This is a genomic window from Hansschlegelia zhihuaiae (assembly GCF_004103825.1).
In the GTDB taxonomy this organism is placed as follows: Bacteria; Pseudomonadota; Alphaproteobacteria; order Rhizobiales; family Methylopilaceae; genus Methylopila; species Methylopila zhihuaiae.
This window is the reverse complement of sequence record NZ_RYFI01000023.1, coordinates 40068-65613: the sequence shown is the minus strand read 5'-3', so window position 1 is coordinate 65613 and position 25546 is coordinate 40068. Positions and strand designations below refer to the sequence as shown.

The window sequence follows — 25546 nt, the reverse complement described above, 5'->3', positions numbered from 1 at the left end:
GAGTGGGAATGATTTTTGCCCATCCGGGCGTATCCAAAAATACGCCACGATGCGACATAAGTGACTGAAATATATAAATAAATATCTCGAAATCTTTCGGCATCTATCGCTGGGTTAGCCTCCGGAATGACGGTATGGCTGACGGTATGGCGCATCTTGTCTCATCCGAAAATCGCATATACCGTCAGGGCTAAGAGAGCTTCTGACGGTATATTTTTTGACGTAATGCTCTGTAAACACAGGGAAAATACCAATCGGAAGGGCCGTTTTTGGCCTGACGGTATAATTGGGCGCTCTCCGGCATATTTTGACCAATCTGGAGGGTGTGGATGTTGACCGACGCCGCCATTAAGGCACTGAAACCGAAAGAGAAATTATACAAGATCGTGGACCGTGACGGTATGTATGTCGTGGTCCAGCCCTCGGGCGCGATCGTCTTCCGCCTGGACTACCGACTGAACGGCCGCCGGGAGACGTTGACGCTGGGGCGCTACGGTCCCGCCGGGCTCTCCCTGGCTCGGGCGCGTGAGAAGGTGGTCGATGCTCGACGCGCCATTTCGGAGGGCCGCTCGCCGGCGCAGGAAAAGCAGCGCGAGAAGCGTCGCCTCCAGGAGGCGAAGAGCTTTGGCCAGTTCGGTGAGCGCTGGCTTCAGGAAGCGCGAATGGCGGACAGCACGCGCGCCATGCGTCGATCAATCTTCGAGCGCGACATTCTTCCGGCGTTTCGCAACCGGCTGCTGCCGGAGATCCTGCCGGAGGATCTGCGCGGGCTGTGTGCGAAGGTGAAGGAGCGTGGAGCTCCGGCAACGGCGGTCCACGTCAGGGACATCGTGAAGCTGGTCTTCGCCTTCGCCATCCTGCATGGCGAGAAGGTCGCTAACCCGGCCGACGAAGTTGGCCCGGCGTCGATCGCGACCTTCGTGCCGAAGGATCGATCCCTGTCTCCGGCGGAGATCCGCATCATGCTCAGCCAGATCGAGCATGTGGCGACGCTGCCGACGATCCGGCTCGGGATAAAGCTGATCCTGCTGTCGATGGTACGAAAGAGCGAATTGCAGGACGCGGTTTGGGATGAGGTCGATTTCGAGAACGCCGTCTGGTCGATTCCCAAGGAGCGGATGAAGCGCTCGAAAGCGCACAACGTCTATCTGTCTCAGCAGATGCTCGACATCTTCATCGCTCTCAAGACCTGCGCCGGCAATTCCAAATACGTCCTGCCGTCGCGCTACGACGCCGACGCGCCCATGTCGCGGGCGACGTTCAACCGGATCACGACGGCGGTGGTGGAGCGGGCCAAGAAGGAAGGGCTGCCGCTGGAGTCCTTTACGGTTCACGATCTCCGGCGCACCGGCTCGACCCTGCTGAACGAGTTGGGCTTCAACAGCGACTGGATCGAGAAGTGCCTGGCGCACGAGGACGGGCGATCCTCACGGGGCATCTACAACAAGGCAGAATACGAGCATCAGCGCCGGCACATGATGCAGGAATGGTCCAACCTGGTGGACGCCTGGGTCGCTGGCCAGAAATACACGCCGACCCTCTATCCGCCGACGATGGACCTGCTTACGCCCGAGCCGGATGTTTGATGGGACGGGTCTTGCGGAGCTGGACGTCCGGAATGGGCGCGCGCTTCACTGCCTTGGCGCGTGATGCACGTCGCCGATCTTCCAGCCAGGCCTCGACCTCGGATAAATCCCAGACCACGCAGCGGGACGTGAGATAGAAGCGCTGGGGAAATTCACCGCGCTGTTCCATGTCATAGATCGTGGTATCGGCGAGAGGGACCATTTCCCTAAGTTCATGCCGCCGGATGGTCCGCGTCACGGCAGCTTGCGCTTGTGGCTTCACCTGAAAAAATCCTTCCTTCATCTTCTTGGATGGATAGAAGGCGATAGACGACGCGGAATGAAAGCTCGAATTGACGGGCGTAGAAGCGCATCGGGCTCTGGCGTGCAAATCGGCGGAGGACGCGCGATTGTCGGCAGGCGTGCCGCCGCTATCGTTCTGACTCGTCGAGAGCCTCGGGTTCGAGCCTAATTTGCAGGTCGCCAAGCAGGCTGGTGTCCATACCATCGCCGGCCAGAGTTTGCAGGTAGTCGAGCAGATCGTCCTGCCGTGGTTGCCCGAAGGCCAGGCGATAGACCGTGAGGCTGCGTTTGAGCCAGGCGAGTCGCGTCACTTCTCGACTGAACGGTAGCATCGGCACGCGCCGTTCGACGCGCACCGAACCTTCGTAGATCCAGTAGGGGATAAGGTCGGTGTCGACCGCAGCCTCGGATCGCGCACGCTCGAACATCAGCTTCCACGGATCGTCAGGAGCCTGCCCACGGCCCCTGACGACAGTTGCTTGGCGCTCGGCTAGGTTGAGGCGCACGGCATGGCCCTTGAAGCGATGGACGCGACCTTCGCGCTGTTCGAGGTCCACCGGGTTGCCCGGCAGGTTCCAATGATAGACGCGATAGCAATAGGGATGGAAATCCAGCCCCTCCTGGCCCACCGACGTGGTGGCGAGAACGAACGGTCGGAACGGTGAGTTGAACGCATCACGCACGCCTCCGAGCCGCGCGACGGCGCCGTCCTCGTCCTTGTAGTCGGCGAGCCGCATCGCGAAGCGACCGCGCATCTGGAATTTGCTGATGGCGAGAGACTCGCCGTTGACATGCACGTCATCGACGTCGATCTGCGACGGGCGGATGGCCAGGGCCTGAGCCATGACGCGAGCGACGCCGATGGCACGTTCCTCGGCCGGACGGGCGCCGAGACCTTCGGCATCGACGAGGTAGTGGGCGTATTCGTCCAGGACGGCCTGAAGATTGTGCTGAGCGCAATAGACCAGCACGCGGCGCCAGTAGTGATCGTCGGTATCCCGCCGCAGCAGGGCGACCGCGTCGTGCTGATTGAACAGCGTGCGGAACGACCAGGCGACTTCGGCGGCGGCGCTGAGCATGCGCGGGTCGTCCCAAGCCAGCTCGGGCGCGATCCGCTTGAGCGCGCGAAGCGCACAGATGGCCGGACTGCCGAGCGCGACGTCAACCAGCAGGTCCGATAGATCAGCGGACGTAGCGCCAATGTCGCGCGTCTTCACCGCTGCCGCCAGTTCGGCGACATGATCCTGGTAGGCGTCTTCGCTCGCTAGGGCGCGCATGCCGTGGGGCGTCTCCAGCCAGGCGCGGGACCGCGCGCCCAGCAGATCATCGATCACGGCGGGGGCGGCCCACTCGGCGCTGTTCGCGTCCTGATGCGATACCGCTCCCTCCTGCAAAGCACCGATGGCGGGCTTGAGGCGGTCGCCGACAGCGGAGCGCATTCCCTCCAGCGACAACGCGGACTCGTTTTCGCTGAACACCGCCAGCGGATCGGCCAGTTCGGCCAGAGCCGGCGAAGGATAGATCAGCAGCAGCGCGCGCAGACCCGCGAGCCGACCGTGATCCTGCCGAAACTGCAAGGGGCGCAGGCGATGCTGCTCGAAATAGCGCCGGCCGGATTCGCCGACGCCCATGCGCCGTTCGGCTTCGTAGGAGAGGAGGGCTGCGACAGCGTCGGGCACCATGGACCAGGACGAAAATATCAGCGCCTTGGTCAGCGGCGCCCCGGATCCCGGGTCGCCGTAATAGGGCATGGCGGCAGGCAGCCAGAGATTTTGTTCGAGGTGCTGGCCGAAGATGTCGTCCATGATCGCGCGCATGCGGCCATTGGCCGGGTCCAGCGGCGCGTAGGCGTCGATGGCGTCGTGATCGAGCATGGCCGGTCGAGCCGCATGGATTGCGGTGCGGAGCGCGGCCGAAGGAGCGTTGGCCTGGTCTTCCAGCAGCCGTTTCAGGCTGTAGTGGCGCATGAAGTTGAGCAGGTAGGGCGAGGATTTCCAGTATTCGATGATCTCGGGGGCATCGAGCGTGCGCGCCACCTGGGAAACGGCCGATGCCTGCGCGAGGTCGGCGGGCGCGACCGAGACTGTGACGGCGGGCTCGCTCATCATGGAGTCGCGCTCGACCGTGGACGCGACCCGTTCGGTTCGCGCGATCACCCGGCGCAGGCGCCGTTCGATGGTCTGGCGGGTCTCGACCGCTGAGGCGTGTGACCGCGGCAGGGCATGCAGGAGACCGCGGAAGGCGCGCATTTCTCGCGCCAGCGTGGCCGTCACCTCCGGCCCTTTTTCCCGGCCGTAGAGGAAGCTCAGTGTCTCCAGGAAGTCCTGATAGTGATCGCCTTCGTCCGGCTCGTCGCCGGCGAGCGTGAGCATCCGATAGGGCGTGGCGGAGAGCAGCAGGGTGCGGGCGGCGTGCCCGTCGCCTCCTGAATAGTCGAACAGTTCGCGCGCGAGGATTGCCGCGTCGCTGTCGCCGTGCAGCAGATCCCGAAACCGCTGGAACTCGTCCATGATGATGAGGTCGGGCTGCAGCGCGTCCACGCAGGCATGGGACAGTTTGGCGCGGAGTCGGGCGACCAGGCTGTTGCGGGGCTGCGTCATCTCCGGGGGATAGGCGTCCCGGCGGCGCGGGAAGAGTTCGCAAACCCGTTCGAGTTCCTCGAAGAGGTCGCGATCCGCCTGCACGTCGCGGCGGAAGCGCTCGATGATGCGCTTGTCGACGCCTTCGAGGGTGAGATTGTCCACGGCGCGGTTCCAGCCGTCGATGCCGGCTGTGACCTGCAACAGGTTGTGCAGGCCCCGCGGGCGCGTCACGAGATCGCGCAGGAGATGGCACAGCAGAGCGCGTTCCTGGGTCACGCCCGTCGCGGAGCGCAGATCGAAGGTCGTGCCCGGCGTCAGGCTGATGAAGTTCACCTTGTTGGCGTCTAGGCCCACCTGGTCGCGCAGTTGCAGGGGAACGAGGGTCATGCGGGTTGGCAGGGCCAGCTCGCGCCGCCCAAGGACGTTCAAGCGGTTGAGGTTCTGGGCGGCGATCGCCTGGTTCGAGCAGATGTAGAGGATGTCGATCCGTTTGGTGGTGTCCCACAGGTGCTCGATCATGCGGGCGATGACCCCGCGCGCCACCATCGTCTTACCGAGGCCGACTTCGTCGGCAACCAGGAACTGGCGGACTGGATCGTCCTGGCCGTAGAGCCGATCGAAGACATAATCGACGGTGCGCCGCTGAAATGCCTTGAGAGGAGCGAGCGCCGTATCGGCGCGGAACCGTTCATTCGGCATGCGCGGCATCCTGGGTGGCGAGCGCAATTCGGAAGGTGTCCCAGAGCGCGCGGAACTCGGTTGGAATTGGATCGGTATCGGCGCCGTCGCCGGCTTCCAGGCGCGCGATCAGTCGTTCGATGGCGCGGAGCTGGTCGCCGCCCCGGCAGAAGGCCCGAACCATCTCCTCAAGGATTGGCGCGTCGTCGCTTGCCGCGCGCCAGGCGCCCTGTCCTGACCCATCCTGGGCCGCGAGGGCGGCGGCGAAGGGGTCGCCCAATTCGGACAGGAGCAGCCGGAGATAGCGAAAGAAGGCGTCCTTGCTGTCGATCACCCAGCGCAGGATGGCGGCGTGACGCTCGGCGGGCAGTCCCTCCATCATGAGCCCGGTGCTGAACAGGATCGAGACGTCTTCCGTCTCGTCCGTCAGATGACAAGCGAGGAAGCGCGTGAGATCGACCAACGGCATCGTGCCAAGGTCGGCGGGCTGTCCTTGCCGAAGCGGCTCCAGCACATCGCGTGCATGGCCTTCGCCCCGCGTGATCGGCCAAACACGCAAGACGCCGACTCCGGCAAGCGAAAGCGGTTCGGAAGGGACCAGCCAGACCCGCCAGACTGGCGAGCCATCGGCGGCGGGCTCGCCACGCTCGCAACAGAGCTTGAGGCCGCTGCGACAAATCTCGCGCCGGGCCTGGTCCAAACGCGCCTCGGCGGCTCGTTGCGCGGCATCGGCGGCGCTCGTCTCGTCGCGGACGAACGGCCGCGTCAGCCGGCCGAATCCTTTGTCGCCAAGGATTTCCTCGACGCTTCCGACCCGCGACCGCTTGCCGGTCAGGGTCGTGAAGATCTCGACATTGCTGCCGGTCAGCAGCGCCGGCCGGGTGGCGTTTCCTGAGCCGACCGTGATCGCGGTGTCCCAGCCGCGCTCGGCGATGAATGCCTTGGCGTGGAGCCCTTGCAGGGCCGCCGCGTCCTCCTCCTCGCCATCTTCCGTGGCAGCCATCTCGTCGAGCACGGCGACGCGGGCAAAGCCATCCAGCGTGGCGCCGGGCACCTGGGCGAGTTCGTCGGATCGCCCGATGAAAATGGGCTTTTCGGCGCTGGCTAGGCCAGCGAGCATCGACAGGGTCTGATCGTCGCAGAACGGTGACACCACGCCCAGCCGAGCGCAGGGTTCCGGGCGCCATGGCTTGCCGCCGAGGCCGTTGACCGCGAAGGAGACGCTCTGGAACGGCTCGGGCAGGCTCCATTCGCCGCGCCGCATGTCTTCGGCTAGTTCATCGACGAGGGTCTTCGTTCCATCGGGAGCGCCGACGGTCGCGAGGTCGGGGAGCTGGCGAAGGAAGTCGGCGACCGGGCGGTTGATGGCTTTGGGCTGCTTGGTGATCACGCCGTCGAGGGTGGCGGCAATATCCCAGGAGCGGTCGTGCGTCAGGTTTCGGGAGAGGATGAGTAGGCGCAAGCGCGCCGGGGCTTCGGGCCGCAGCGGCGTGAAGCGCAGCGCCCACATCTTGGGATGGAAGGCCCCGCCTTGAGGGGCGGCGACCTCGACGATGATCCGTTCGAGCAACGAGCAAAGGCGGGAATGCGGCCTCGCGCTCGCCTGGATATGGCCGGCGTCGGTAAAGACGACGAGGCGGCCGGCGATGCGCTCGGCTCCCTCCAGCAGCGCCAGAGGGTGAGAGAGAATGTCGTCGCGGTTCTCTGCGGCGAAGAGCGCCAGACTGACCGGCACGGCGAGCGTGGTCTCGAAGTCGAGCGAGAAGGTCGTAGCGACCGCCGCGTCGAAGACGTAGCCCGCCGGTGGCTGAAGATTGGCACCGTAGAGCGTTCGCTGTTCGGGATCAAGGCTGCGCCTATTCAACATGGGCGAGGTCCCGCAGGTGGGATTTGGCTTGCGCCCAGCGAAAGCTGAGGCGGTCGGCGCCCGATGCGCCGGTCCAGCGGTCGCGGACAGCGTGATTGGCGTAGCGGGACTGGCTGGTCTTGAGCCGGCGTTCTCGCTCCTCGACGAGCTGCCGCGCCGTGGGCGCTGAGAGCACCTGCTCCGTCCCGGCAAGAACCAGCTCACGCCACTCGGTCACGAAGCGCTTGGCGGCCGGTCGGACGGCGTGCGCCGGGTGCTCCACGACGCTCCAGAAATCATCGAGCGACCACGCGCGGACGGCGCCGGCATCGAGTTCGTCGCTCCAGGCATCAAGCCGACCGCGATAGTCGTCGATCCAGTCGTCGCGCTGGCGCAGTTCACTGAGCGCGAGGTTGTAGAGCAGCGCTGCGCCGTGCATCACATGGGAGAAGATTTCCCCATGCTGGACGAGGCGGCGCGCGGCAGGTGGAAACGCCGACAAATGGGGATGCGTCCAGATATAGTCGCAGTCCGCGTCGATGCCTTCGCGCGCGAGCATCGTGAGCAGCGCGGTGGGCTGGCTGGCGACCAGGCGGTCGATCAGGAATTGCGCCTCGTCCGTGGTCAGGCGGAAGATGGCGCGTTCGAGCAGGTCGCCGGGCATCTGCGGCAAGGCCGGATTCCAGACGGCGGGCGCCTGCGCGCCGGCCAGGGCGTCTTCGCCGCCGGATGCGCCGCGCGAACGGCCGCGGCCCCGTAAGGTGACGAACAAGCTGTCGAGCGAGCCGGGAAAGACCCGGATGCCCCACGCGCCGAGCCCGGCCCAATAGACGGAACTCGGCAGCCGCTGGAGCCGCGGTCCCGCATCGCGGCCGATAATGCCGTTGGACTCGCCACCGGCTTTCAAGGCGTCGGCAAGCCGGATCTCGGTGTCGCGCGCCTCGGCGCGGAGCTGCGCCTCGGGGACTTCGCGCTTTTCCAGCGTCCGATAGAGCCAGGGAATGAACAGCATGTATCGCAGGCGCGTCTGGATCGTGCTCGTGCCTGGAAAGAGGTGATCGGCGATGGAATCGCGGATCGCCCCAAGCCCCAGTTCGTCACGGGTTTCGCGCTCCTGAAAGAGCGCCATGATGCGTTGCGCACGCTGCCGCTCAGCTTCATCGAAATCGATCCAGGCAAGAGACGACATGGGCTCAGGCTGCCTCGCTCTCGGTCGGCTTCGTCGGCAGGACGGGAATGACGGAGCCGGAGGTCATCAGCACGATCAGTCCGCGCTCGGCGCCGGTCATGTCGAGATAGGCTCGCACCTGCGCGCGATAGTGATCGAGCGTCCCCGGCGCCGGCGTCACATCGCTCTTCCAGTCCACAACGACGGCGGGGCGGCCCTCGGTCGTAAGGGTCAGGGCGTCGGCGATCCCGGCCGTTGCGGTTTCCACGCCGTCGGCCGCCTGTGCGGCATAGACGGGAAATTCGGCCAGAAGACCCGGCCGCAGGGCTGCGATGTCGGGCAGGGCCAGGGTCCGGGCGACACAGGCCGCCAGTTCCTGAGCCGACAGCCCCGTCGCCGGGTCGGCGACCGAAGACCGGCCGAGGGCGCGGATGAGGTCCGCCGCCCGTTCGGTCAGCGCGGCTTCCGCCTCTTGGGTTTCGCCGGTCAGCACTTCTTCCATCAGTTTGTGGAGGATCAGCCCGCGTTCCCGGCCGCCCTGCACGAGAGCGACGGCTTCCAGCGCGGGAGGCTGGTCGTCGGTTGATCCCGTCCAGAGCGCGGCTTCTTCTTCCCGCAGCACGGTCCCGGCGGTGTTTTCGTCGCGGCTGGGCGCAAGCCAGGTCAGCCGCATCTGCGCGGCGGCGATGGCTTCGGCTTCGGCGGCGAAGCTCGCGCGTGTCTGGGCATTGGCCGCTCCAGCCCCTGCCGCCGTGATGCTGTCGGGCAGGTGGGAGATGTCCAGACCGGGCAACTCGGCGAGGGACAGGTCGACGAGACCGATCCAGGCGGACTTCGACGGTGTGGTGTCGAGTCGGGGAAGGACGAGGAGTTCGCGGGCGCGAGTGGCCGCGACGTACCAGAGGCGGATGCGTTCGCGATCCAGTTCGTCCTTTTCCGCCTCACGCGCCGTCTCGTATCCCTCGGGCGGGACGCCCAGGACCGGGCAGAAGAAGGTTTCCGTCTGGCGGTCGATGACCGCGTTCTCGGGCGCCATGACGCCGGTCATGGTGTTCACCGGAATGACGATCGGCCATTCCAGCCCCTTGGCCGCGTGCATGGTGAAGAGCGCAACGGCTTCTTCCTGCGCGTCGGGCCGGCCCTCGACAGCACGCGCCTCGTCGGACCACGCCGTTGTCATCGCCTCGGCGAAGGCGCGCAGGCCGCGCACGGCGTAGCTGGTCGACAGGCTGAGATAGAGATCGACATTGGCGAGCGCGCGCTCGGCCTGACCGCGATGGCGCTCGAGGAGGAGCGGGCGAACGCGCATCACGTCCACGGCCTGCGAGAGCAGCTCGTGCGGGGTCGTGCTGTTACCGCGCCGGGAGAGAGATTGCAGTCGTTCGATGACCTCGCGCGCGAGCGGGTGCGTGATGAGGGCGGGGTCGATGCTGAGATCCAGGCGCGGAATCCGATCCGGCTGTTCCTCCGAGCGCGGAAGCGCCCAGATGATGTCCAGCAGGTTTTCCTCGGTGAGGCCGACCAGAGGCCCGCGCAGCAACGCACCGAGCGCCAGCGTGTCGCGGCGATCGGCCAGGACGCGGGTCAGGGCGATGAGATCCTGGATTTCCTGGCGGCGGAACAGCCCCTTGCCGGCCTGGGTCGCCACGGGGATGCCGCGGCGCTCCAGGGCCTCCTCGTAGCGCCACAGCTCCGCGCCGGTCGGCGCCAGCAAGGCAATGTCGCCCGGCTGGCAGGGACGTTCCGAGCCGCTGCGACGGTCGACGACGGGGTGACTTTCGATCAGCCGGGCGCACAGCTCGGCGATGGCGTCGGCTTCGGCGTCACGCTGCCGCTCGGCGCTGGCCTTGCCGTTTTCGTCGGCCACGGCGATGTCGAGGGCCGCCACGCACAGGCCGCCCCGGTCATCATGAAACGGGTCGAGAGCAGTGAAGCCCGGCTGCCCATCGGCCGAGAGCACGGCCTCGAAGCGCTCGTTGACGAAGGTGAGGATCGAGGCGCAGGAGCGGAAATTGGTAGAGATCGACAAGAGGCTGCCGGGGTCCTGGGCGCGGAAGGCGTCGCGCGCCTGCACATAGGCGCCGACATCGGCGCCCCGGAAGCGATAGATCGCCTGCTTGGGGTCGCCGACCAGGAAGAGCGCGCCCGGCCGGATTTGGAACCGGGTCCAGTCGTCATTGCCATCGACCGGCTCGCCGCACAGTCGCCAGAAGATTTCGGTTTGCAGGGGATCGGTGTCCTGGAACTCGTCGACGAGGACATGGGCGAAACGCTGCCCCAGTGCCCGGCGCACGGCATCGTGGTCGCGCAGCAAGTCGCGCGCCGCGAAAATCAGATCGTCGAAATCGAGCTGGGCGCTGGCGCGCTTGTGGTCGCGATAGCGTTGCAGGATCGGTCGCGCTTCGTCGATCATCGCCGCCAGGGCATGGCCGGCGGCCGCTTGCACGAGCGCGACCCAGGCGTCGCAGCAGGCGGTGTAGTGGGTTTCGGCGGCGTCGTTCAGCCGATCGCCGTCGGCCTTGGGAAGACCAGCTTCCTTGGCCGCGGCGGCCCATTTGCCCTTCTTGCGGTAGGAGGCGAAGGCGCCGGCCTTGGTGCAAAGGTCCGGGTGAGGACGCGCGGTCAGTAGGCGAACGAGGCCCGCCGGCGTCGCGGGGTCGGGACCGTTCGCCACGGCGGTCGCCATTTCGGCCAGGCGCTCGACGATCGTCACCGTTTCGGGTTCGGCCGCAGCCGCGCCATCCATGAAGCCCGCGAAATCCGCGGCGGCCTGCCGGTACGCCGTCAGGCACCCGTCGAGCGGAGAGATGGGCGGGGCCGCGAGCGTGGGGCGGCGGCGCAGATTCTCGGCGATCTTATGGATGAGCGCCACGGTCTCGCTGGGGCTGTGCAGCACCATCTCGGCCAGGATGCCGCCCTGGCCGCCGGACAGGCGTTCGCGCAGCCAGCCATCGACAATCTCAAGGAAAGTGAGATCGGCGTGGTTGCGGTCCATGACGCCGGCGCCGGGATCGATGTCGGCTTCCGCCGGATAAGGCTTGATCAGGCGCTGGCAGAAGCCGTGGATGGTCGAGCAGGTGATTTCGTCGATCGCGGCGCTGGCGGCGGCGAGGTTGTCGCGATGGGCCTGGGACAGCCCATCGGGCAGCGCCACGCGCAGCTCGGTCGCGATCGTGCCGGCCGAGAGATCGGCGACGAACTCGCGGACACGCGACAGCAGCTCGCTCGCGGCGAGTTCGGTGAAGGTGACGGCGGCGATGGAGCGCGGCGCGACGCCTTCGGCCAGCATGGCGGCGATGCGGCCAGCCATGACGGCGGTCTTGCCTGAGCCCGCGCCGGCCTCGACCAGGATCGAGCGATCATGGAGGCTGATCGCATCGCGGCGCGCGCCGTCGTCCTTCAGCACCTTGGACACACTGCTCATCATTCCGCCTCCCAGACCTGAGCGACATCGCCAAGCCGCTCCGTGGCGGCCGGCATTTTGCGTTTGCAATAGGTGGCGCTGGCGTTGGCCGGCAGGGCGAAGGCGAGGTCGTCATAGTCGCCGCCGGTATCCGGGCCAGGCAGGGCCGCGCCTCCGGCGAGACTCGACCGTGCCGCGCGCAGATAGCCGGTGATCTCTGCCAGCACGGCCTCGGGATCGTCGAGCTGAAGATCGACGGGCTCGCGCGGGTAGAGCAGCGAGGCGCTGATGGCGACGTCGTCCCCGAGGAGCGCCTTCACCGCGAAGGCATAGAGGCAGCGTTGAAGCTCGCGTCCGCCGTTCAGCCGGATCTCGCCCCGCGGCGGTCGGCCGGTCTTGTAGTCGCGCACGAGCGCGCGCTTGCCGTCGCCCGAGATGTCGAGCCGGTCGATATAGCCGGCGATGCGGAAGTCCGTGTCGGGAATCGTGACCGGCGTGCTCGCATCCCAAGGCGTCTCGGCGTCGGATTTCGGCTCCAAGCCGCCGAACGGCACTTCGCCAAAGGCGCGCGCTCCGGGCAGGATCTCATCGCCATAGGAAAGGGCGCGCCCCGCCATCACGCGGGCATCGTCGAGGGTGCGCCCCCAGATGACGGACGGAGGAACCGGGCGCTCGCTCTCCCAATCGGCGGCGACGGCCTGCGCGGCCTGGGCCACCGCCGCTTCGATGGTCTCCGTGTCGGCTGAAGCAAGGCCGCCGCCGGCTTCGAGGTCGCGCAAGGCGCGGTCGAGAACCATGTGGACGAGGTCGCCGATCCCGAGCGCGTCGAGGACGAGCGGTTCGGCGCTACTCTGCGGTTCACGCCATCCGAACGCATAGACCCACACGAAGCTGAGCGGATTGCGCAGCAGGCGGCGCAGCGAGCTGGCCGACTGGGTGCCGCCGAGGATGGCGAGCACGAGCGGGTGATCCGCCCGCACGAGCCCGTCATGGGGAGTGATCTCGGCCCGCCGCCAGTCGCGCCAGCAGCCCTGCGCGCCGACCGCTTGCGGATCGGCCGCGAACTCCTGGGGCCGGGCCATGAGGCGGTCGGTCTCGCTGAAAGCGTGCGCCGGCGTCGCGTTGCGGCGCAGATAGGTTTCGTCGCTCCGACCGGCGAGCAGGGGGCTGCGTCCCAATAGACGCCCGTCGCTGTCGCGTCGGGCGCGCGAGAGAACGACGGTATCTGCCGTCGTGGCGATGATCGTCTCGAAATCTCGGCGGTCGGCGAGATTGACCGGCAGCGGATCGAGCACTGGGGTCGGGATGATATGGTCCGGGATCAGCCGGTCCTCGGCGATCCCGCGCGGCCAGCGCGAGGAATTGAGCCCGAGGAGCCGCACGAAGCGGCGAGGCGACGCGGCGAGTGCGCTGGCCGGCATCCAGGCGACGCAGACGCACGCTTCCAGTCCGTCGTCCTGCTTCAGGGTTTCGAGCGTCGCGTCGATCGAGGCGGCAGGGCCGGCGAGCAGCGCCTTGCGCCAGATCGCGAGCGCGCGGCCCTTGAGGAAGGCATCTCCGATCTCGCTGGCGGCGTCCGATCCTTTCGCCAGAGTGTCGACCGCTGTGCGGAGTGCGGGAACATGGTCGGCGCCGTCGGGCCAGTCTTCCGGCGTCAACCGGGCCAGAAGGCGGTTCCAGGCGCTCGGCGTCGAAAGCGGCGCATCGGTCGGCAGAACGCGCAGCCAGCCTTCGGGCAGGGTCTCGAAAGGCCCGTTGTCCCGGCAGAGCGCCGCGAGGCGGCGAAGCCGCGACTGCGACAGGCCGCGGACCACGATGTCGGCCAGCGCCGCAGCCGCCTGGCCCTCGCGGGTGGTGATGGTGCGGACGCCATGGACGAAGTGCAGGTCGATGTTGGCGTCGGCGCGCAGGGCCAGGAAATGATCGTCATAGTCGGCGGGCGAGGCGGTCGCGATGGCGATCTCCGAAGGCGAGACGCCCGAGGCAAGCAGGCTGCGCGCCCAGCGCATCGCCTCGATGGCCTCATGATAGGCCGTCGCGGCGCTGACGGCGCTGATCCCCGGCGCTTGCGCCGGTGCGCGCGCGACCGTGACGCCGGTGCCGTCCAGCCATGCGGGAACGCTCCTCGGGCCGGCCGACCACCGCACGGGAATATGGGCGGTGAGGGCCTGGAGCAGCGGCCGCCAGCAGGGCGAGAGTTCGGTAAGGCCGACGATCTCCATCGGGCCGAGGACCGCCGGTGCATGACTGATGCGGGCGGTCGCGGCGGAGACGATATCGAGAGGTCGCATCATGCCGGGCGGAAGCTGGTCGAGAACGGCCGCTTCCAGGCGCGCGATGGCGGCGAGACGGGGATGATCCGCCGCGTGTGCGGCCAGATCGATGCCCGCGCGCCAGGCTTTGTGGAGCGTGTCAGCCGCCGCGTCGATCATGCCGGGAAGAGCCTTGATGCTCTCCAACTCGCCCATCGGCGTTGTGGGCAGGGCCGCCTGGATGGCCGCGCGCAGGCTCTCGTCGTCGATAGGGCGGACGAAGCCTCCGGCCAGCCGGACGGCCGCCTGCTCGAAGGACATGATCTGGAGGCCATGGCGACCGTCACGGCCCGCCGCCAGGCGGCCCTCCCGCATGGCGAGGCGGCCGTGAACGACCAGTGTGGATCGATGTGCGATGGTCATGGCCGCTCTCCTTCCGGGCATTACTTGCTGTTGAGCCGCTGGGCCGGCGTCGATGCGGCTGCCGTCTTTGCGAGCGTGCTGCTGTTGGGGTTGCGCAACGCCTTGGCCGCGCCGCCGGCGGTCCGCTTGTTGGTGATTTCAATCCCTGAACCGCGTTTCCGCATGTCGCGCCCCACCCCAAAACCATCCAGTCAATCACCATTGACGGATCGCCCCATATGGGAATAATAATTACATGGATCGCGTCGATGCGTCCATATAGTTTTTATCCTAATCGGCGCGCGGAGGCAGGAAAGCAATGCCAGAGGCCGCTGCGGCATTGAAATGGGGTGTGGAGCGCCGGCTCGAATTCATCGAGTTCCGTCTTTACTGGGAAGGTGGCGTGAATCGTTCGGACATCATCGAAGCGTTCGACGTGTCCGTGCCACAGGCGTCGAAAGATTTGACGCTGTACCAGGAGCGCGCGCCTCGCAACGCCATCTACGATAAGAGTGCCAAGCGCTACATCGCGAGCAATGAGTTTCAGCCCTGCTTTCTAAAGCCAGATGCTGGACAGTACCTCAACCAGCTTCGCTCCGTCGCTGAAGGCATTTTGGCCTCATCCGAATCCTGGATTGCTCATTCCCCCCCTTATGCCGGACCGCCTGTGCCGGCCCGTGGGGTCAACAACGATACGTTGCGAACAGTGCTTGCGGCGATCCGCCAAAACCAGGCAGTCGAGATCAAATATCAATCGCTCTCCAGCGATGATCCACGTTGGCGATGGATCGCGCCGCATGCAATCGGCTTTGACGGGTTCCGGTGGCACACCCGCGCCTTTTGTGAGGTCAGCAAGTCGTTCAAGGACTTTTTGCTCTCACGGATCATAGAGGTCAGGTCGATTCGGTCGAGTGGAGTGTCGCCGGAGGATGATGCCGATTGGAACGAACTCGTCACGCTGGAAATAGGGCCGCATCCGCAACTTTCCGAAAGCCAAAAACGGATCATTGCCCTCGACTACGGCATGCGAGGGGGACGTGCTCAGATTCAGGTTCGAAAGGCGCTGCGCTACTATGCGCTGAGACGGTTGGGGCTCGATACGCCGCCGGAGGCTCGGCGCCCGCAAGATCAGCAAATCGTGCTTCTGCGTGAGGGGGCTGTCGATGAAAATCATCGATAACACCTCCCTGCTTCTCGGCGACGATCTGAAGGCGACGGTAAGACGCGGTACGCGGCTGAAGATCGCGGCGTCGTGCTTCTCGATCTACGCCTTCGAGGCGCTCAAATCGGAGTTGTCGAAGGTCGAGAGCCTCGAGTTCATCTTCACCGCCCCGACCTTCGTACCGATGGAAGTGACCGACCGTCTGCGCAAGGAGCGGCGAGAGTTCTTCATTCCGAAGACGACGCGCGAGCGGGGGGTGTACGGAACCGAATTCGAGATACAGCTTCGCAACAAGCTGACGCAACGAGCTGTCGCTCGCGAATGCGCCGAGTGGATTCGAAAGAAGGCGCGCTTCAGGTCGAACACGACCAGGGCGCCGATGCAGCAGTTCATCCATGCGGGTTCGGAAGCTGGCGACGTCGCGTATATGCCGATCAGCGGTTTCACGGCCGTCGACCTAGGCTACCAGAAAGGTGACGCGGTCTCCAACCTCGTGACCCGCATCGACGATGCCGCTCATACGCAGGTCTACCTTCAGCTCTTCGGCCAGATATGGAACGATGAGGAGAAGGTCAGCGATGTAACGGCCGCAATCTGCGACCACATCGAGTCCGTCTACCAGGAAAATTCCCCCGAGCGGATGTATTTCCACATCCTCTACAACATCTTCCAGGATTTCCTCGAAGAGGTCGATCAGGATGCGCTGCCGAACGATCTGACCGGCTATAAGGACAGTCTCGTCTGGAACAAGCTGTTCAACTACCAGCGAGACGCGGCGACTGGCATCATCAACAAGCTGGAGATGCACAATGGCTGCATCCTGGCGGACAGCGTTGGCCTCGGCAAAACCTTCACCGCGCTCGCGGTGATAAAATACTACGAGCTGCGCAATCGGTCGGTTCTGGTGCTCTGCCCGAAGAAGCTTGCCGACAACTGGCGGAACTACAACACCAACCTGACGACCAACATCTTTGCCAAGGACCGCTTCAACTACGACGTCTTGTGCCACACCGATCTCTCCCGCACTTCGGGAGAGTCGTTCGGCATCCCGCTTAACCGCGTGAATTGGGGCAACTACGATCTCGTCGTCATCGACGAGTCGCACAATTTCCGGAACAACGACGTCTTCAAGGACCGGGAGACACGCTACCAGAAGCTGATGAACAAGGTCATCCGCTCTGGCGTGAAGACCAAGGTTCTGATGCTCTCGGCGACGCCGGTAAACAATCGGTTCAACGATCTGCGCAATCAGCTTGCCCTCGCCTACGAAGGGGAGTCCGAAAACCTCAGCCGGCACCTCAAGACTAAAACAGGGGTCGAGGAGATATTTCGGCGCGCCCAGAAGGCCTTCAATGCCTGGTCGGAGCTTCCGCCACCGGAGCGGACGGCGGCCGCCATCCTCAAGGCGCTCGAGTTCGATTTTTTCGAGCTGCTCGACGCGGTGACGATCGCCCGGTCACGCAAGCATATCGAGACCTTCTACGACACGAAGGATATCGGAAAGTTCCCGCAGCGCCGAAAGCCGCTGTCTCATCAGTGCCCGATAACCCACCGGCCCGACGTGCTCGGGCTCAACGACATCTTCAGCCACTTGTCGGTGCTCAAACTCGCTGTCTACGCCCCGATCAGCTACATCCTGTCGAGCCGGCTGCGCAAATACGAAGAGATCTACGACACCCAGGTCGAGGGCGGGCGCGGCAAGCTGCGCCAAGCGGATCGCGAGCGGAGCCTTCAGGCTCTCATGACCACCAACCTGCTCAAACGGCTGGAAAGTTCGGTCGAAGCCTTCCGGCTTACCTTGCGCGCGCTGAGTGGGAACATCGCGCAGACGCTCGATGCGATCTCGACCTTCGAACGGACCGGCGGCTCGGCGAGTGTCACCGATCATCTCGGTGATCCTGGCTTCGACGACGACGAGGACCTGGTCGGGCTCGACGAGTTTACGGTCGGCAGGAAGATCCAGATCAGCCTCGCGGACATGGACCTGCCGTCCTGGAAGCACGATCTGGAGGCTGACCTCGCCCTGATCCGGGACCTGATCGCCTCGATGGACAAGGTCGGTCCCGATGATGACGCCAAACTTCAGCACCTCAAGGACGTTATTACCCGTAAGGTTGGCGAGCCGCTGAACCCCGGCAATCGCAAGGTTCTCATCTTCACCGCCTTCGCCGACACGGCGAAGTACCTCTATGCCAACCTGACGCCGGCCTTCCTGCAATCTCACGGACTCAATTCCGGCCTGGTGACGGGATCCGACGCGCCGAAGACCACGCTGAAGAAAAGCTACGATTTTCAGTCCGTCCTGACGCTGTTCTCCCCGCGCTCGAAGGAGAAGCACCTGGTCCTGCCGCATGAGGCTGGCGAGATCGACATCCTGATAGGTACGGACTGCATCTCCGAAGGCCAGAACCTTCAGGACTGCGACTACCTGGTCAATTACGACATCCACTGGAACCCCGTGCGGATCATCCAGCGCTTTGGGCGCATTGACCGTATCGGGTCGCCGAACACGCAAATCCAGCTCGTCAATTATTGGCCGGACATCTCGCTTGACGAGTACATCAACCTCAAGGAGCGCGTCGAAAATCGCATGGTGATCGCCGACGTCACGGCTACCGGCGACGACAATGTGCTCACCGCCAAGAGTAGCGACATCGCCTATCGGAAGGAGCAGCTCAAGCGCCTACAGGAAGAGGTAATTGAGCTTGAGGACGTGCGGACAGGGATATCGATCACCGATCTTGGCCTCAACGATTTCCGCATGGATCTCCTGAACCACATCAAGGAGAATGGCGACCTTGAGCATCTGCCCAACGGCATGCACGCGGTCGTGCCGGCGCAGCCGGCGCTCGGGCTCCTGCCGGGCGTGATCTTTGCGCTGAAGAACATCTACGACAGCGTGAACATTAACCAGCAGAACCGCCTTCACCCCTATTACCTGGTCTATGTCGGCAGCGACGGGGATGTCGTCGTCGACCATACCGAGGTGAAACGACTGCTCGATCTGATCCGCACGAGTTGCCGGGGCCGAGCTGAGCCGATCCAGGCGGTTTGCCGCCTGTTCAACGAGCGGACGCAGGACGGCCGGAAGATGGAGCAATGCTCCGAGCTTCTGAGCGCGGCGATCCGTTCGATGATCGAGGTAAAGGAGGAGAAGGACCTCGACAGCCTGTTCAGTGCCGGGCGGACCACGGCGCTGGTCCACACCATCGCGGGGCTCGACGATTTTGAGCTGATCGCCTTCCTCGTGGTGGAGGAGGCGCCTGCATGACCGCCGTCTTCTTCGACTATCCCAAGGCGGCCGCCTTCGGCCGCGTGGTGCCCAAGACGAGAATCTATGAGCACGCTGGCGCGAATACGGCGCTGAAGGACCTGTTCGTCACCCAGGTCGATCAGATCGCCTGGAAATTCAAGCTGGCGCCCGAGACCATCAACCTCGCCGCTACGCGAGCGGTGAGCGAGATTCAGGTGTTCGGCGTCAGCCTGCGGACCAACAAGCTGGACGACGAGGTGCTGCGCGCCATTGATCGCGCCATTCCCTTTCCGTTGATCTTCGAGCTCACCTGGTCGGGCAAGCGGAGAGCAGTTGCTGCCTTCAAGCGGCCGAGCGATGCGGATGCGGCCAAGTGGGTGGTCAGCGAGTATTTCGCGACCGACTGGGCGCCGGACGATGCGCCGCGCCAGCCCCTGCCCGTCGCGCTCAATCTCGGCGGGCTCTACGACGCCATTCTCACAGCTATGATGCCGGTGGCGAAGGCGGCGGACGAAGACATTCAGACGCGCGTGGCGCGCATGGAAGCGATCCGGGCCAAGACGCGCGAGGTGGATCGGATCAAGACCCGCCTCGCCCGCGAGAAGCAATTTAACAAGCGCGTCGTCATCAATGCCGAGCTGCGCACGGCCAAACAAGAGCTGGAGCGTCTAACCGCGGGCGATCCTGTCGGCGCCGCTACGAGTGAGTAAAGGGATACGTATGGAAAAGCTGAAGATGCACAGCTCCGATCTGACCATGGAGAACATCGCGAAGGTCCGCGAACTGTTCCCTGGCTGTGTGACTGAAGCGCACGACGAGGAGACCGGGCAACCGCGTCTGACGGTGGATTTCGATCAGCTTCGGCAGGAGTTGAGCGATCATGCCCTCGAAGGTCCTCAGGAACGCTATCACCTCAACTGGCCTGGGAAGAGAGAGGCTCTTCTTGCGGCCAACGCGCCGATTGCGAAAACACTTCGTCCGGCGCGGGAGGAAAGCGTGGACTTTGATCGCACTAAGAACCTTTTCGTCGAAGGTGACAATCTCGAGGCGCTAAAGCTCTTACTTGAAAACTATCTTGGCCTCGTAAAACTCATTTACATAGATCCGCCGTATAATACCGGAAATGATTTTGTTTACGACGATGACTTCGAAGACGATTTCGCAACCTACCTCATAAAATCCGGCCAAGCAGAGCCTAGTCGGGATCGTATGGTTGCGAACCCGGAGTCAAATGGCCGATTTCATTCAGATTGGCTTTCGATGATTTACTCTCGCCTCCGTATTGCGCGGTCACTTCTTCATGAATCAGGATTTATTTTTGTTTCGATTGACGTTCTTGAGCTCGCAAATCTTATATCTGTTGGTAAGGAGGTGTTCGGAAACGACTGCTGTATAGGCGTTATTTCCAGGGCTACCGGGACGCGGATGGGAAGCGGTAGCAGGGGGATTGCCCGCGAGCTCGATTACATCGTTGTTTTCTCAAAGAACGCGGAGAGCAGTCTACTTGGACTGCCGATGTCTGAGGAGGAGATGGCGCTATACGACCAGGAGGATGAAAAGGGGCGATATCTGACGCGCTCGCTGCGGCGTACTGGTGGAGAGAACCGCCGAGAAGATCGGCCAACCATGTTTTTTGCTGTACAGGACCCTGATGGCGGAGACGTGTACCCGATCGCGCCAGAGGGATACGAAAGCAGATGGGTTTGCAGCAAGGACACGTATAAGAAGCTCGTCCGAGAAGGTATGATTGAGTGGAAGAAAGTTACTCGGGGTGGCGTATCCAAATGGCAAGTATATCAGAAGCACTATCTAAAAGGCGGTCGTAAGGAGGTTTCTGATCTATGGAATGACGGCGCCGGAAACAAAAAAGCAACCAAGGAACTCAGCGCGCTATTCGACAGGATCAAGGTGTTTGATCACCCAAAGCCCGTCGATCTCCTTCGTCGCATTATTCAGATCGGCACCGAGGCGAAATCGTCAGATATCGTAATGGACTTCTTCGCTGGTTCAGGGACCACTGGTGTCGCCGTATTGGAGCAAAATGCCGAGGACGGAGGCAACCGGCAATTTATCCTGGTTCAGTTCCCTGAAGAGGTGGGCGACGGAACCGAAGCCCGGAAGGCCGGCTTCTCCAACATTGCGGAAATTACCAAAGAGAGAATTCGTCGCTCCGGTCGTGCGATTGCAACGGGGCCCCGTCACGCCGACTGGAATGGTGACGTCGGGTTCAGGACTCTCAAGATTGACACGTCGAACATGCAGGATGTGTACTATCGCCCGGACCAGGTCGATCAAAAGGACCTGCTTCAGGCGGTCGACAACATAAAGCCGGACCGCACCCCAGAGGATTTGCTGTTCCAGGTTCTGGTCGATTGGGGCGTGGACCTAGCCCTGCCGATCCGGCGCGAGGTGGTGCAGGGCAAGAATGTCTTCTTCGTGGATGAAAACGCCCTCGTCGCTTGCTTCGATGTGGGTGTGACCGAGGAACTGGTGAAGGAGCTTGCCAGCCGCGAACCGCTGCGCGTCGTCTTCCGCGATAACGGGTTCGTATCGGACGCCGTGAAGATCAACGTCGAGCAGGTCTTCCGCCAGCTCTCCCCCAGCACCGACGTTCGGTCGATCTGAGGGGGCGAGCATGAAGCTGAAGTTCAAGGTCCAGCCCTATCAGACCCAGGCCGTGGATTCGGTGGTGGACTGCTTCGCCGGTCAGCCGCTGGTGAACGGCATCACCTATCGGATCGACCCAGGCCGAAAGGCGCAGGTGAGCGCCTTCGAGGAGGGCTTCAAAAACGCCGATCTTGCCCTGACCGACCTTCAGGTGCTGGCGAACATCAAGGACGTCCAGCGGCGGCAGAACCTGCCGATCTCGGACAAGCTGGTCTCCAGCGCCGGGTGCAGGCTCAACCTCGACATCGAAATGGAGACGGGCACCGGCAAGACCTATTGCTACATCAAGACCATGTTCGAGATGAACAAGCGTTACGGCTGGTCGAAGTTCATCATCATGGTGCCCAGCATCGCCATCCGCGAGGGTGTCTACAAATCGCTCCAGATCACTGCTGACCACTTCACCGAAAGCTACGGCAAGAAGGCGCGCTTTTTCATCTACAACTCCAGGCGGCTGCACGAGCTGGAGAGCTTTTCATCGGACGCGGGCATCAACGTCATGGTGATCAACATCCAGGCGTTCAACGCCCGGGGAGCCGACAACCGCCGCATCTATGACGAGCTGGATGATTTCCAGTCGCGCAAGCCCATCGATGTTATCGCCAGCAACCGGCCGATCCTGATCCTCGACGAGCCGCAGAAGATGGAAGGCGCCGCCACGATGGAGGCGCTGCCGAAATTCAAGCCGCTGATGATCCTTCGCTACTCGGCGACGCACCGGACTGAGCATAACCGCATCCACCGGCTCGACGCGCTCGACGCCTATAACCAGAAGCTGGTGAAGAAGATCGCTGTGCGAGGTATCCAGACCCGCGGTCTCGCCGGTACGAACGCCTATCTCTATCTCGAGGGCATCGACATCTCGAAGAAGGCGCCGGTGGCGCGGCTCGAGATCGAGGTCAGGCTGAAGTCCGGCGAGATCAAGCGCCAGCTCAAGCGTCTGGAGTTCCGTGACGACCTGTTCGCCGAGTCTGGGGAGCTGGACCAGTATCGCAACGGCTTCACCATCGCGCAGATCGACGCCCGCAACGATACGGTGGAGTTCACCAACGGCGTGGTGCTCCATGCCGGCGAGGCGACTGGCGATGTGTCCGAGCGCGACATAAGGCGCATCCAGATCCGGGAAACGATCAAGGCGCACCTCGACAAGGAGAAGCAGCTCTTCGCCCAGGGCATTAAGGTGCTGTCTCTCTTCTTCATCGACGAGGTTGTGAAATACCGAGACTATGCCCAATCGGACGAAAAGGGCGAATACGCTCGCGTTTTTGAGGAGGAATACGAGCTTCTCAAAGAGGAATACCTGTCCGAGCTGGCGATTGACGGCGAGGCCTATCGCAAGCACTTGGCCGGAATCGACGCGGCGGCGACCCATAATGGCTACTTCTCGATCGACAAGAAAACGAACCGGCTAAAGGACCCCGTGGTCGGGGCACGCGCAGTCGATTCCGACGACGTGGACGCCTACGATCTGATCCTGAAGGACAAGGAGCGGCTACTGTCCTTCGGCGAACCGACCCGCTTCATCTTCTCGCACTCGGCGCTCCGGGAAGGATGGGACAATCCCAACGTGTTCGTCATGTGCATGCTCAAGCACAGCGACAACACGATCTCGCGCCGCCAGGAAGTCGGCCGCGGGCTGCGCCTGTCGGTCGATCAGAACGGCGACCGCATGGACAAACCCGCCGTGGTCCACGATATCAACATCCTGACCGTCGTAGCCAGCGAGAGCTACACGGCTTTCGTCAGCGGCCTCCAGAAGGAGATCGCCGACACGCTGACTTCCCGTCCCCGTAAGGCGACCGAGGCATACTTCACCGGGAAGACCATCACGACCGATGCCGGGCCGATCGAGATCACGCCGGCGATGGCGAAGCAGATATATCGCTATCTGATGAAGAACGACTATTCGGATGACGCGGACCAGATTACCTCGGCGTACCACGAGGCCAAGGAGGCCGGGACGCTGGCGGCGTTGCCGGACGAACTGACGCCTCACGCGGACCAGATTTTCCAGATCATTGACAGCGTGTTCAGCGATGCTCAGTTGCCGAAGGTAGACGATGGCCGGAAGCCCAAGAGCAATCCACTGAACGACAATTTCGAGAAGAAGGAGTTCCAAGAACTCTGGCAACGCATCAACCAGAAGGCCGTCTATCGCGTAGAGTTCGATTCCGACGAACTGGTCCGCAAATGCGTGAGCGCGCTCGACAGCCAGCTCTGGGTCACGCCGCTTCAGTACACTGTGCAGACCGGTGTCCAGGGCGAAGGGTTGACCGATGAGCAACTGAAGGCCGGCGACGGTTTCTCGCTCACCGGCTCGACGACTGAGCGTGGTGGCTCGGTGCATTCTCTCGTGAAATACGACCTTCTCGGAAAGGTCGCCGAAAACACCGAGCTGACGCGCAAGACCGTGGCCGACATCCTCACGGGGATCCAGGCCAGTGTGTTCAGTCAGTTCAGAGAGAACCCCGAGCACTTCATCGCGGAGGCGTCCCGGATCATCGCCGAGCAGAAGGCGGCGATGGTGATCGAACGGCTGGCCTATGACGAAGTGGATGAGCGTTATGACGTGGACATCTTCACCGCCGCGCAGACCGGACAGGATTTCTCACGCGCGAGTGCCAAGCTCAAAAACCACGTCTATGACTATGCAATCATAGACTCCGATGTGGAGCGCGATTTCGTCAAGCAGCTGGATAGCAGCGGTGAGGTTGTCGTCTACGCTAAGCTGCCTCGCGGTTTCCTGATTCCGACCCCGGTGGGAGACTATAACCCTGACTGGGCGATCTCCTTCAAAGCTGGACGCGTGAAGCACATCTACTTCGTGGCGGAAACAAAGGGCACAATGTCGTCTATGAAGCTGCGAGAGATCGAAAAAACAAAGATCGAGTGTGCCCGGAAATTCTTTGGGGAGATCAGCCAGAAAATCACTCAGGATCGGGTGAGGTATGACGTGGTGACGGATTATGCGAAGCTCATGGACATCGTGAGCGGTGCCGTTGCCTGACATACCGGTCCACACTGCGCGGGAGCACGAAACCTGAGCGCTTGTAGCTGCACTGGGCCGCCCGGCCTGGCCGCCACTCGTCATATGCAACCAGAAAAGGGGTCTATCCGGACGATCTTCAGGTGCAAGTATGAACTTTCGACATCTGCGTTATTTCATTGCGGCTTCCGAGCATGGAAGCTTTCGAAAGGCGAGTGCGGCGCTCGGCGTGCAGGAGTCCACCATCAGTCGCCGGGTTCGCGACATGGAAGACGGGCTCGGGTCAGCGTTGTTTCACCGCCATAGCGGCGGCGTGTGCCTGACGGTCGCAGGGCAGCGGCTCCTGTCGAGGGCACGAAAGGTTCTTCGCTACGTCAATGAAGGCGCCGAGATCGTGGACGCGGTCGGTCGCGCCAAGGAAGGTCATCTGCGTATCGGGATCTTCTCGTCGCTGGCATCCGGTTTTCTCCCCAACCTGCTGCGGCGCTTCGCCGAGGAGCATCCTAGCGTTCTCATCGAGCTTGCCGACGGCAACCCGGCAGAGCATGTCGCAGCGATCCAGCAGTTCCGGATGGACATCGCCTTTCTGACAGGAACCCTGGAATGGCCGCGATGCGACACAGCCTGTTTCTGGTCAGAACGTGTTTTCGTGGTGCTGCCTGAATCGCACGCGCTTGCTCAACGGGAGGAAGTGGCGTGGCATGAGCTTGCGCACGAGACCTTCATTGTCAGCGACGTGCCCCCTGGGCAGGAAGTCCATGATTATCTGGTGCAGCGGGTCGCGGATCTCGGCCACCATCCGAAAATCCAGTCGCAGTTTGTCGGGCGCGACAATCTGTTGACGCTTGTCGCTATCGGCAGCGGGCTCACGGTCACGAGCGAGGCGACGACGGCGGCCCAGATACCGGGCATCTGTTACAGGCCGATCACCGGCGAGGTTCTGCCCTTCAGCGGCGTGTGGTCGCCGAAGAACGACAATCCGGCGCTCAGGCGCTTCATCAGCATGGCCAAGATTATGGCGCGCCGCCAGGGCGTAGAATTATGAGCTGGCATCACCCATGGGTTTCGCCCGGCGGGCTTTTGCGAACCCGCGATCAGTCGCAATAAAGCGCTCGAGCATCGGCACGATCAACTGCACGGGATCGCGCACCGGCTGTCCGGTCTGGCGTCCGAGCAGCTCGGCATATGCCGTGAGATCTCGGTGAAGCGACGCGGGCAATTCGAGCGTCGCCTTCATCGGCTTTTCCTCCATGATCGGGCCGAGCTTCAATTTCGTCAT

At 63.4% G+C, this 25546-nt stretch carries 15 protein-coding genes; 8 read left to right on the top strand and 7 right to left on the bottom strand.

Translation table 11 applies throughout. The annotated features are described in order from the left end of the window. Window positions 1-329 precede the first annotated feature (329 nt). Window positions 330-1586, top strand: a complete 1257-nt coding sequence (locus EK403_RS19310; RefSeq protein WP_128779096.1) for a tyrosine-type recombinase/integrase — start codon at window positions 330-332, stop codon at window positions 1584-1586. Here EK403_RS19310 and EK403_RS19305 read toward each other — a convergent pair. The 6 genes from EK403_RS19305 to EK403_RS19280 all read right to left on the bottom strand — a co-directional run bounded on the left by EK403_RS19305 (window position 1564) and on the right by EK403_RS19280 (window position 13554). Next, window positions 1564-1869: a helix-turn-helix transcriptional regulator gene (locus EK403_RS19305; RefSeq protein ID WP_128779099.1), complete on the bottom strand. Its 306-nt coding sequence runs from the start codon at window positions 1867-1869 to the stop codon at window positions 1564-1566. The two genes, EK403_RS19310 and EK403_RS19305, sit on opposite strands and share 23 nt — an antisense overlap. A gap of 127 nt (window positions 1870-1996) precedes the next feature. Next, window positions 1997-5149, bottom strand: a complete 3153-nt coding sequence (locus EK403_RS19300; RefSeq protein ID WP_128779095.1) for a helicase-related protein — start codon at window positions 5147-5149, stop codon at window positions 1997-1999. Continuing rightward, window positions 5139-6995 carry a phospholipase D family protein gene (locus EK403_RS19295; RefSeq protein WP_128779094.1) on the bottom strand — a complete coding sequence of 619 codons (1857 nt, stop codon included), beginning with the start codon at window positions 6993-6995 and terminating at the stop codon, window positions 5139-5141. Before EK403_RS19295 ends, EK403_RS19300 begins: the two co-directional genes overlap by 11 nt. Further along, on the bottom strand, window positions 6985-8163 hold the full coding sequence (locus EK403_RS19290) for a DUF6361 family protein (RefSeq protein ID WP_128779093.1): 1179 nt from the start codon (window positions 8161-8163) through the stop codon (window positions 6985-6987). The genes EK403_RS19295 and EK403_RS19290 overlap by 11 nt, the downstream gene beginning before the upstream one ends. A gap of 4 nt (window positions 8164-8167) precedes the next feature. Further along, window positions 8168-11566, bottom strand: a complete 3399-nt coding sequence (locus EK403_RS19285) for a UvrD-helicase domain-containing protein (protein WP_128779098.1) — start codon at window positions 11564-11566, stop codon at window positions 8168-8170. Next, entirely contained in the window at window positions 11566-13554 is a 1989-nt protein-coding gene (locus EK403_RS19280) for a PD-(D/E)XK nuclease family protein (RefSeq protein ID WP_245479800.1), read from the bottom strand. The genes EK403_RS19285 and EK403_RS19280 overlap by 1 nt, the downstream gene beginning before the upstream one ends. Before the next feature lie 234 nt (window positions 13555-13788). Between EK403_RS19280 and EK403_RS23425 the strand changes: the two genes are divergently transcribed. From EK403_RS23425 to EK403_RS19250, 7 genes are all read left to right on the top strand, one after another. Then, window positions 13789-14448 carry a hypothetical protein gene (locus EK403_RS23425; RefSeq protein WP_245479799.1) on the top strand — a complete coding sequence of 220 codons (660 nt, stop codon included), beginning with the start codon at window positions 13789-13791 and terminating at the stop codon, window positions 14446-14448. Between the two features lie 70 nt (window positions 14449-14518). After that, a complete protein-coding gene (locus EK403_RS19275; RefSeq protein WP_128779091.1) occupies window positions 14519-15379 on the top strand; it encodes a WYL domain-containing protein in 861 nt (286 codons plus the stop codon). Beyond that, window positions 15363-18632, top strand: coding sequence for a helicase-related protein (locus EK403_RS19270; protein ID WP_128779090.1), 3270 nt, complete (start codon window positions 15363-15365; stop codon window positions 18630-18632). Before EK403_RS19275 ends, EK403_RS19270 begins: the two co-directional genes overlap by 17 nt. Further along, window positions 18629-19324 (top strand): DUF4391 domain-containing protein, encoded by a 696-nt coding sequence (locus EK403_RS19265; protein ID WP_128779089.1) that lies wholly within the window; start codon window positions 18629-18631, stop codon window positions 19322-19324. Before EK403_RS19270 ends, EK403_RS19265 begins: the two co-directional genes overlap by 4 nt. Before the next feature lie 10 nt (window positions 19325-19334). Next, the gene (locus EK403_RS19260) at window positions 19335-21239 is read left to right on the top strand and encodes a site-specific DNA-methyltransferase (RefSeq protein WP_128779088.1); all 1905 of its coding nucleotides are present in this window, start codon (window positions 19335-19337) and stop codon (window positions 21237-21239) included. A gap of 10 nt (window positions 21240-21249) precedes the next feature. Continuing rightward, window positions 21250-24288 (top strand): type III restriction-modification system endonuclease, encoded by a 3039-nt coding sequence (locus EK403_RS19255; protein ID WP_128779087.1) that lies wholly within the window; start codon window positions 21250-21252, stop codon window positions 24286-24288. Window positions 24289-24418: 130 nt separating this feature from the next. Then, window positions 24419-25312 carry a LysR family transcriptional regulator gene (locus EK403_RS19250; protein WP_128779086.1) on the top strand — a complete coding sequence of 298 codons (894 nt, stop codon included), beginning with the start codon at window positions 24419-24421 and terminating at the stop codon, window positions 25310-25312. Here EK403_RS19250 and EK403_RS19245 read toward each other — a convergent pair. Next, window positions 25307-25546, bottom strand: coding sequence for a DUF2274 domain-containing protein (locus EK403_RS19245; RefSeq protein ID WP_128779085.1), 240 nt, complete (start codon window positions 25544-25546; stop codon window positions 25307-25309). The genes EK403_RS19250 and EK403_RS19245 overlap by 6 nt on opposite strands.

What these genes read in the sequence shown, in the direction of transcription:
- EK403_RS19310 (WP_128779096.1), top strand. Translation starts at nt 330, where the DNA reads ATGTTGACCGACGCCGCCATTAAGGCACTGAAACCGAAAGAGAAATTA.
- EK403_RS19305 (WP_128779099.1), bottom strand. Translation starts at nt 1,869, where the DNA reads ATGAAGGAAGGATTTTTTCAGGTGAAGCCACAAGCGCAAGCTGCCGTG.
- EK403_RS19300 (WP_128779095.1), bottom strand. Translation starts at nt 5,149, where the DNA reads ATGCCGAATGAACGGTTCCGCGCCGATACGGCGCTCGCTCCTCTCAAG.
- EK403_RS19295 (WP_128779094.1), bottom strand. Translation starts at nt 6,995, where the DNA reads ATGTTGAATAGGCGCAGCCTTGATCCCGAACAGCGAACGCTCTACGGT.
- EK403_RS19290 (WP_128779093.1), bottom strand. Translation starts at nt 8,163, where the DNA reads ATGTCGTCTCTTGCCTGGATCGATTTCGATGAAGCTGAGCGGCAGCGT.
- EK403_RS19285 (WP_128779098.1), bottom strand. Translation starts at nt 11,566, where the DNA reads ATGAGCAGTGTGTCCAAGGTGCTGAAGGACGACGGCGCGCGCCGCGAT.
- EK403_RS19280 (WP_245479800.1), bottom strand. Translation starts at nt 13,554, where the DNA reads ATGCGCTGGGCGCGCAGCCTGCTTGCCTCGGGCGTCTCGCCTTCGGAG.
- EK403_RS23425 (WP_245479799.1), top strand. Translation starts at nt 13,789, where the DNA reads ATGACTGATGCGGGCGGTCGCGGCGGAGACGATATCGAGAGGTCGCAT.
- EK403_RS19275 (WP_128779091.1), top strand. Translation starts at nt 14,519, where the DNA reads ATGCCAGAGGCCGCTGCGGCATTGAAATGGGGTGTGGAGCGCCGGCTC.
- EK403_RS19270 (WP_128779090.1), top strand. Translation starts at nt 15,363, where the DNA reads ATGAAAATCATCGATAACACCTCCCTGCTTCTCGGCGACGATCTGAAG.
- EK403_RS19265 (WP_128779089.1), top strand. Translation starts at nt 18,629, where the DNA reads ATGACCGCCGTCTTCTTCGACTATCCCAAGGCGGCCGCCTTCGGCCGC.
- EK403_RS19260 (WP_128779088.1), top strand. Translation starts at nt 19,335, where the DNA reads ATGGAAAAGCTGAAGATGCACAGCTCCGATCTGACCATGGAGAACATC.
- EK403_RS19255 (WP_128779087.1), top strand. Translation starts at nt 21,250, where the DNA reads ATGAAGCTGAAGTTCAAGGTCCAGCCCTATCAGACCCAGGCCGTGGAT.
- EK403_RS19250 (WP_128779086.1), top strand. Translation starts at nt 24,419, where the DNA reads ATGAACTTTCGACATCTGCGTTATTTCATTGCGGCTTCCGAGCATGGA.
- EK403_RS19245 (WP_128779085.1), bottom strand. Translation starts at nt 25,546, where the DNA reads ATGACGAAATTGAAGCTCGGCCCGATCATGGAGGAAAAGCCGATGAAG.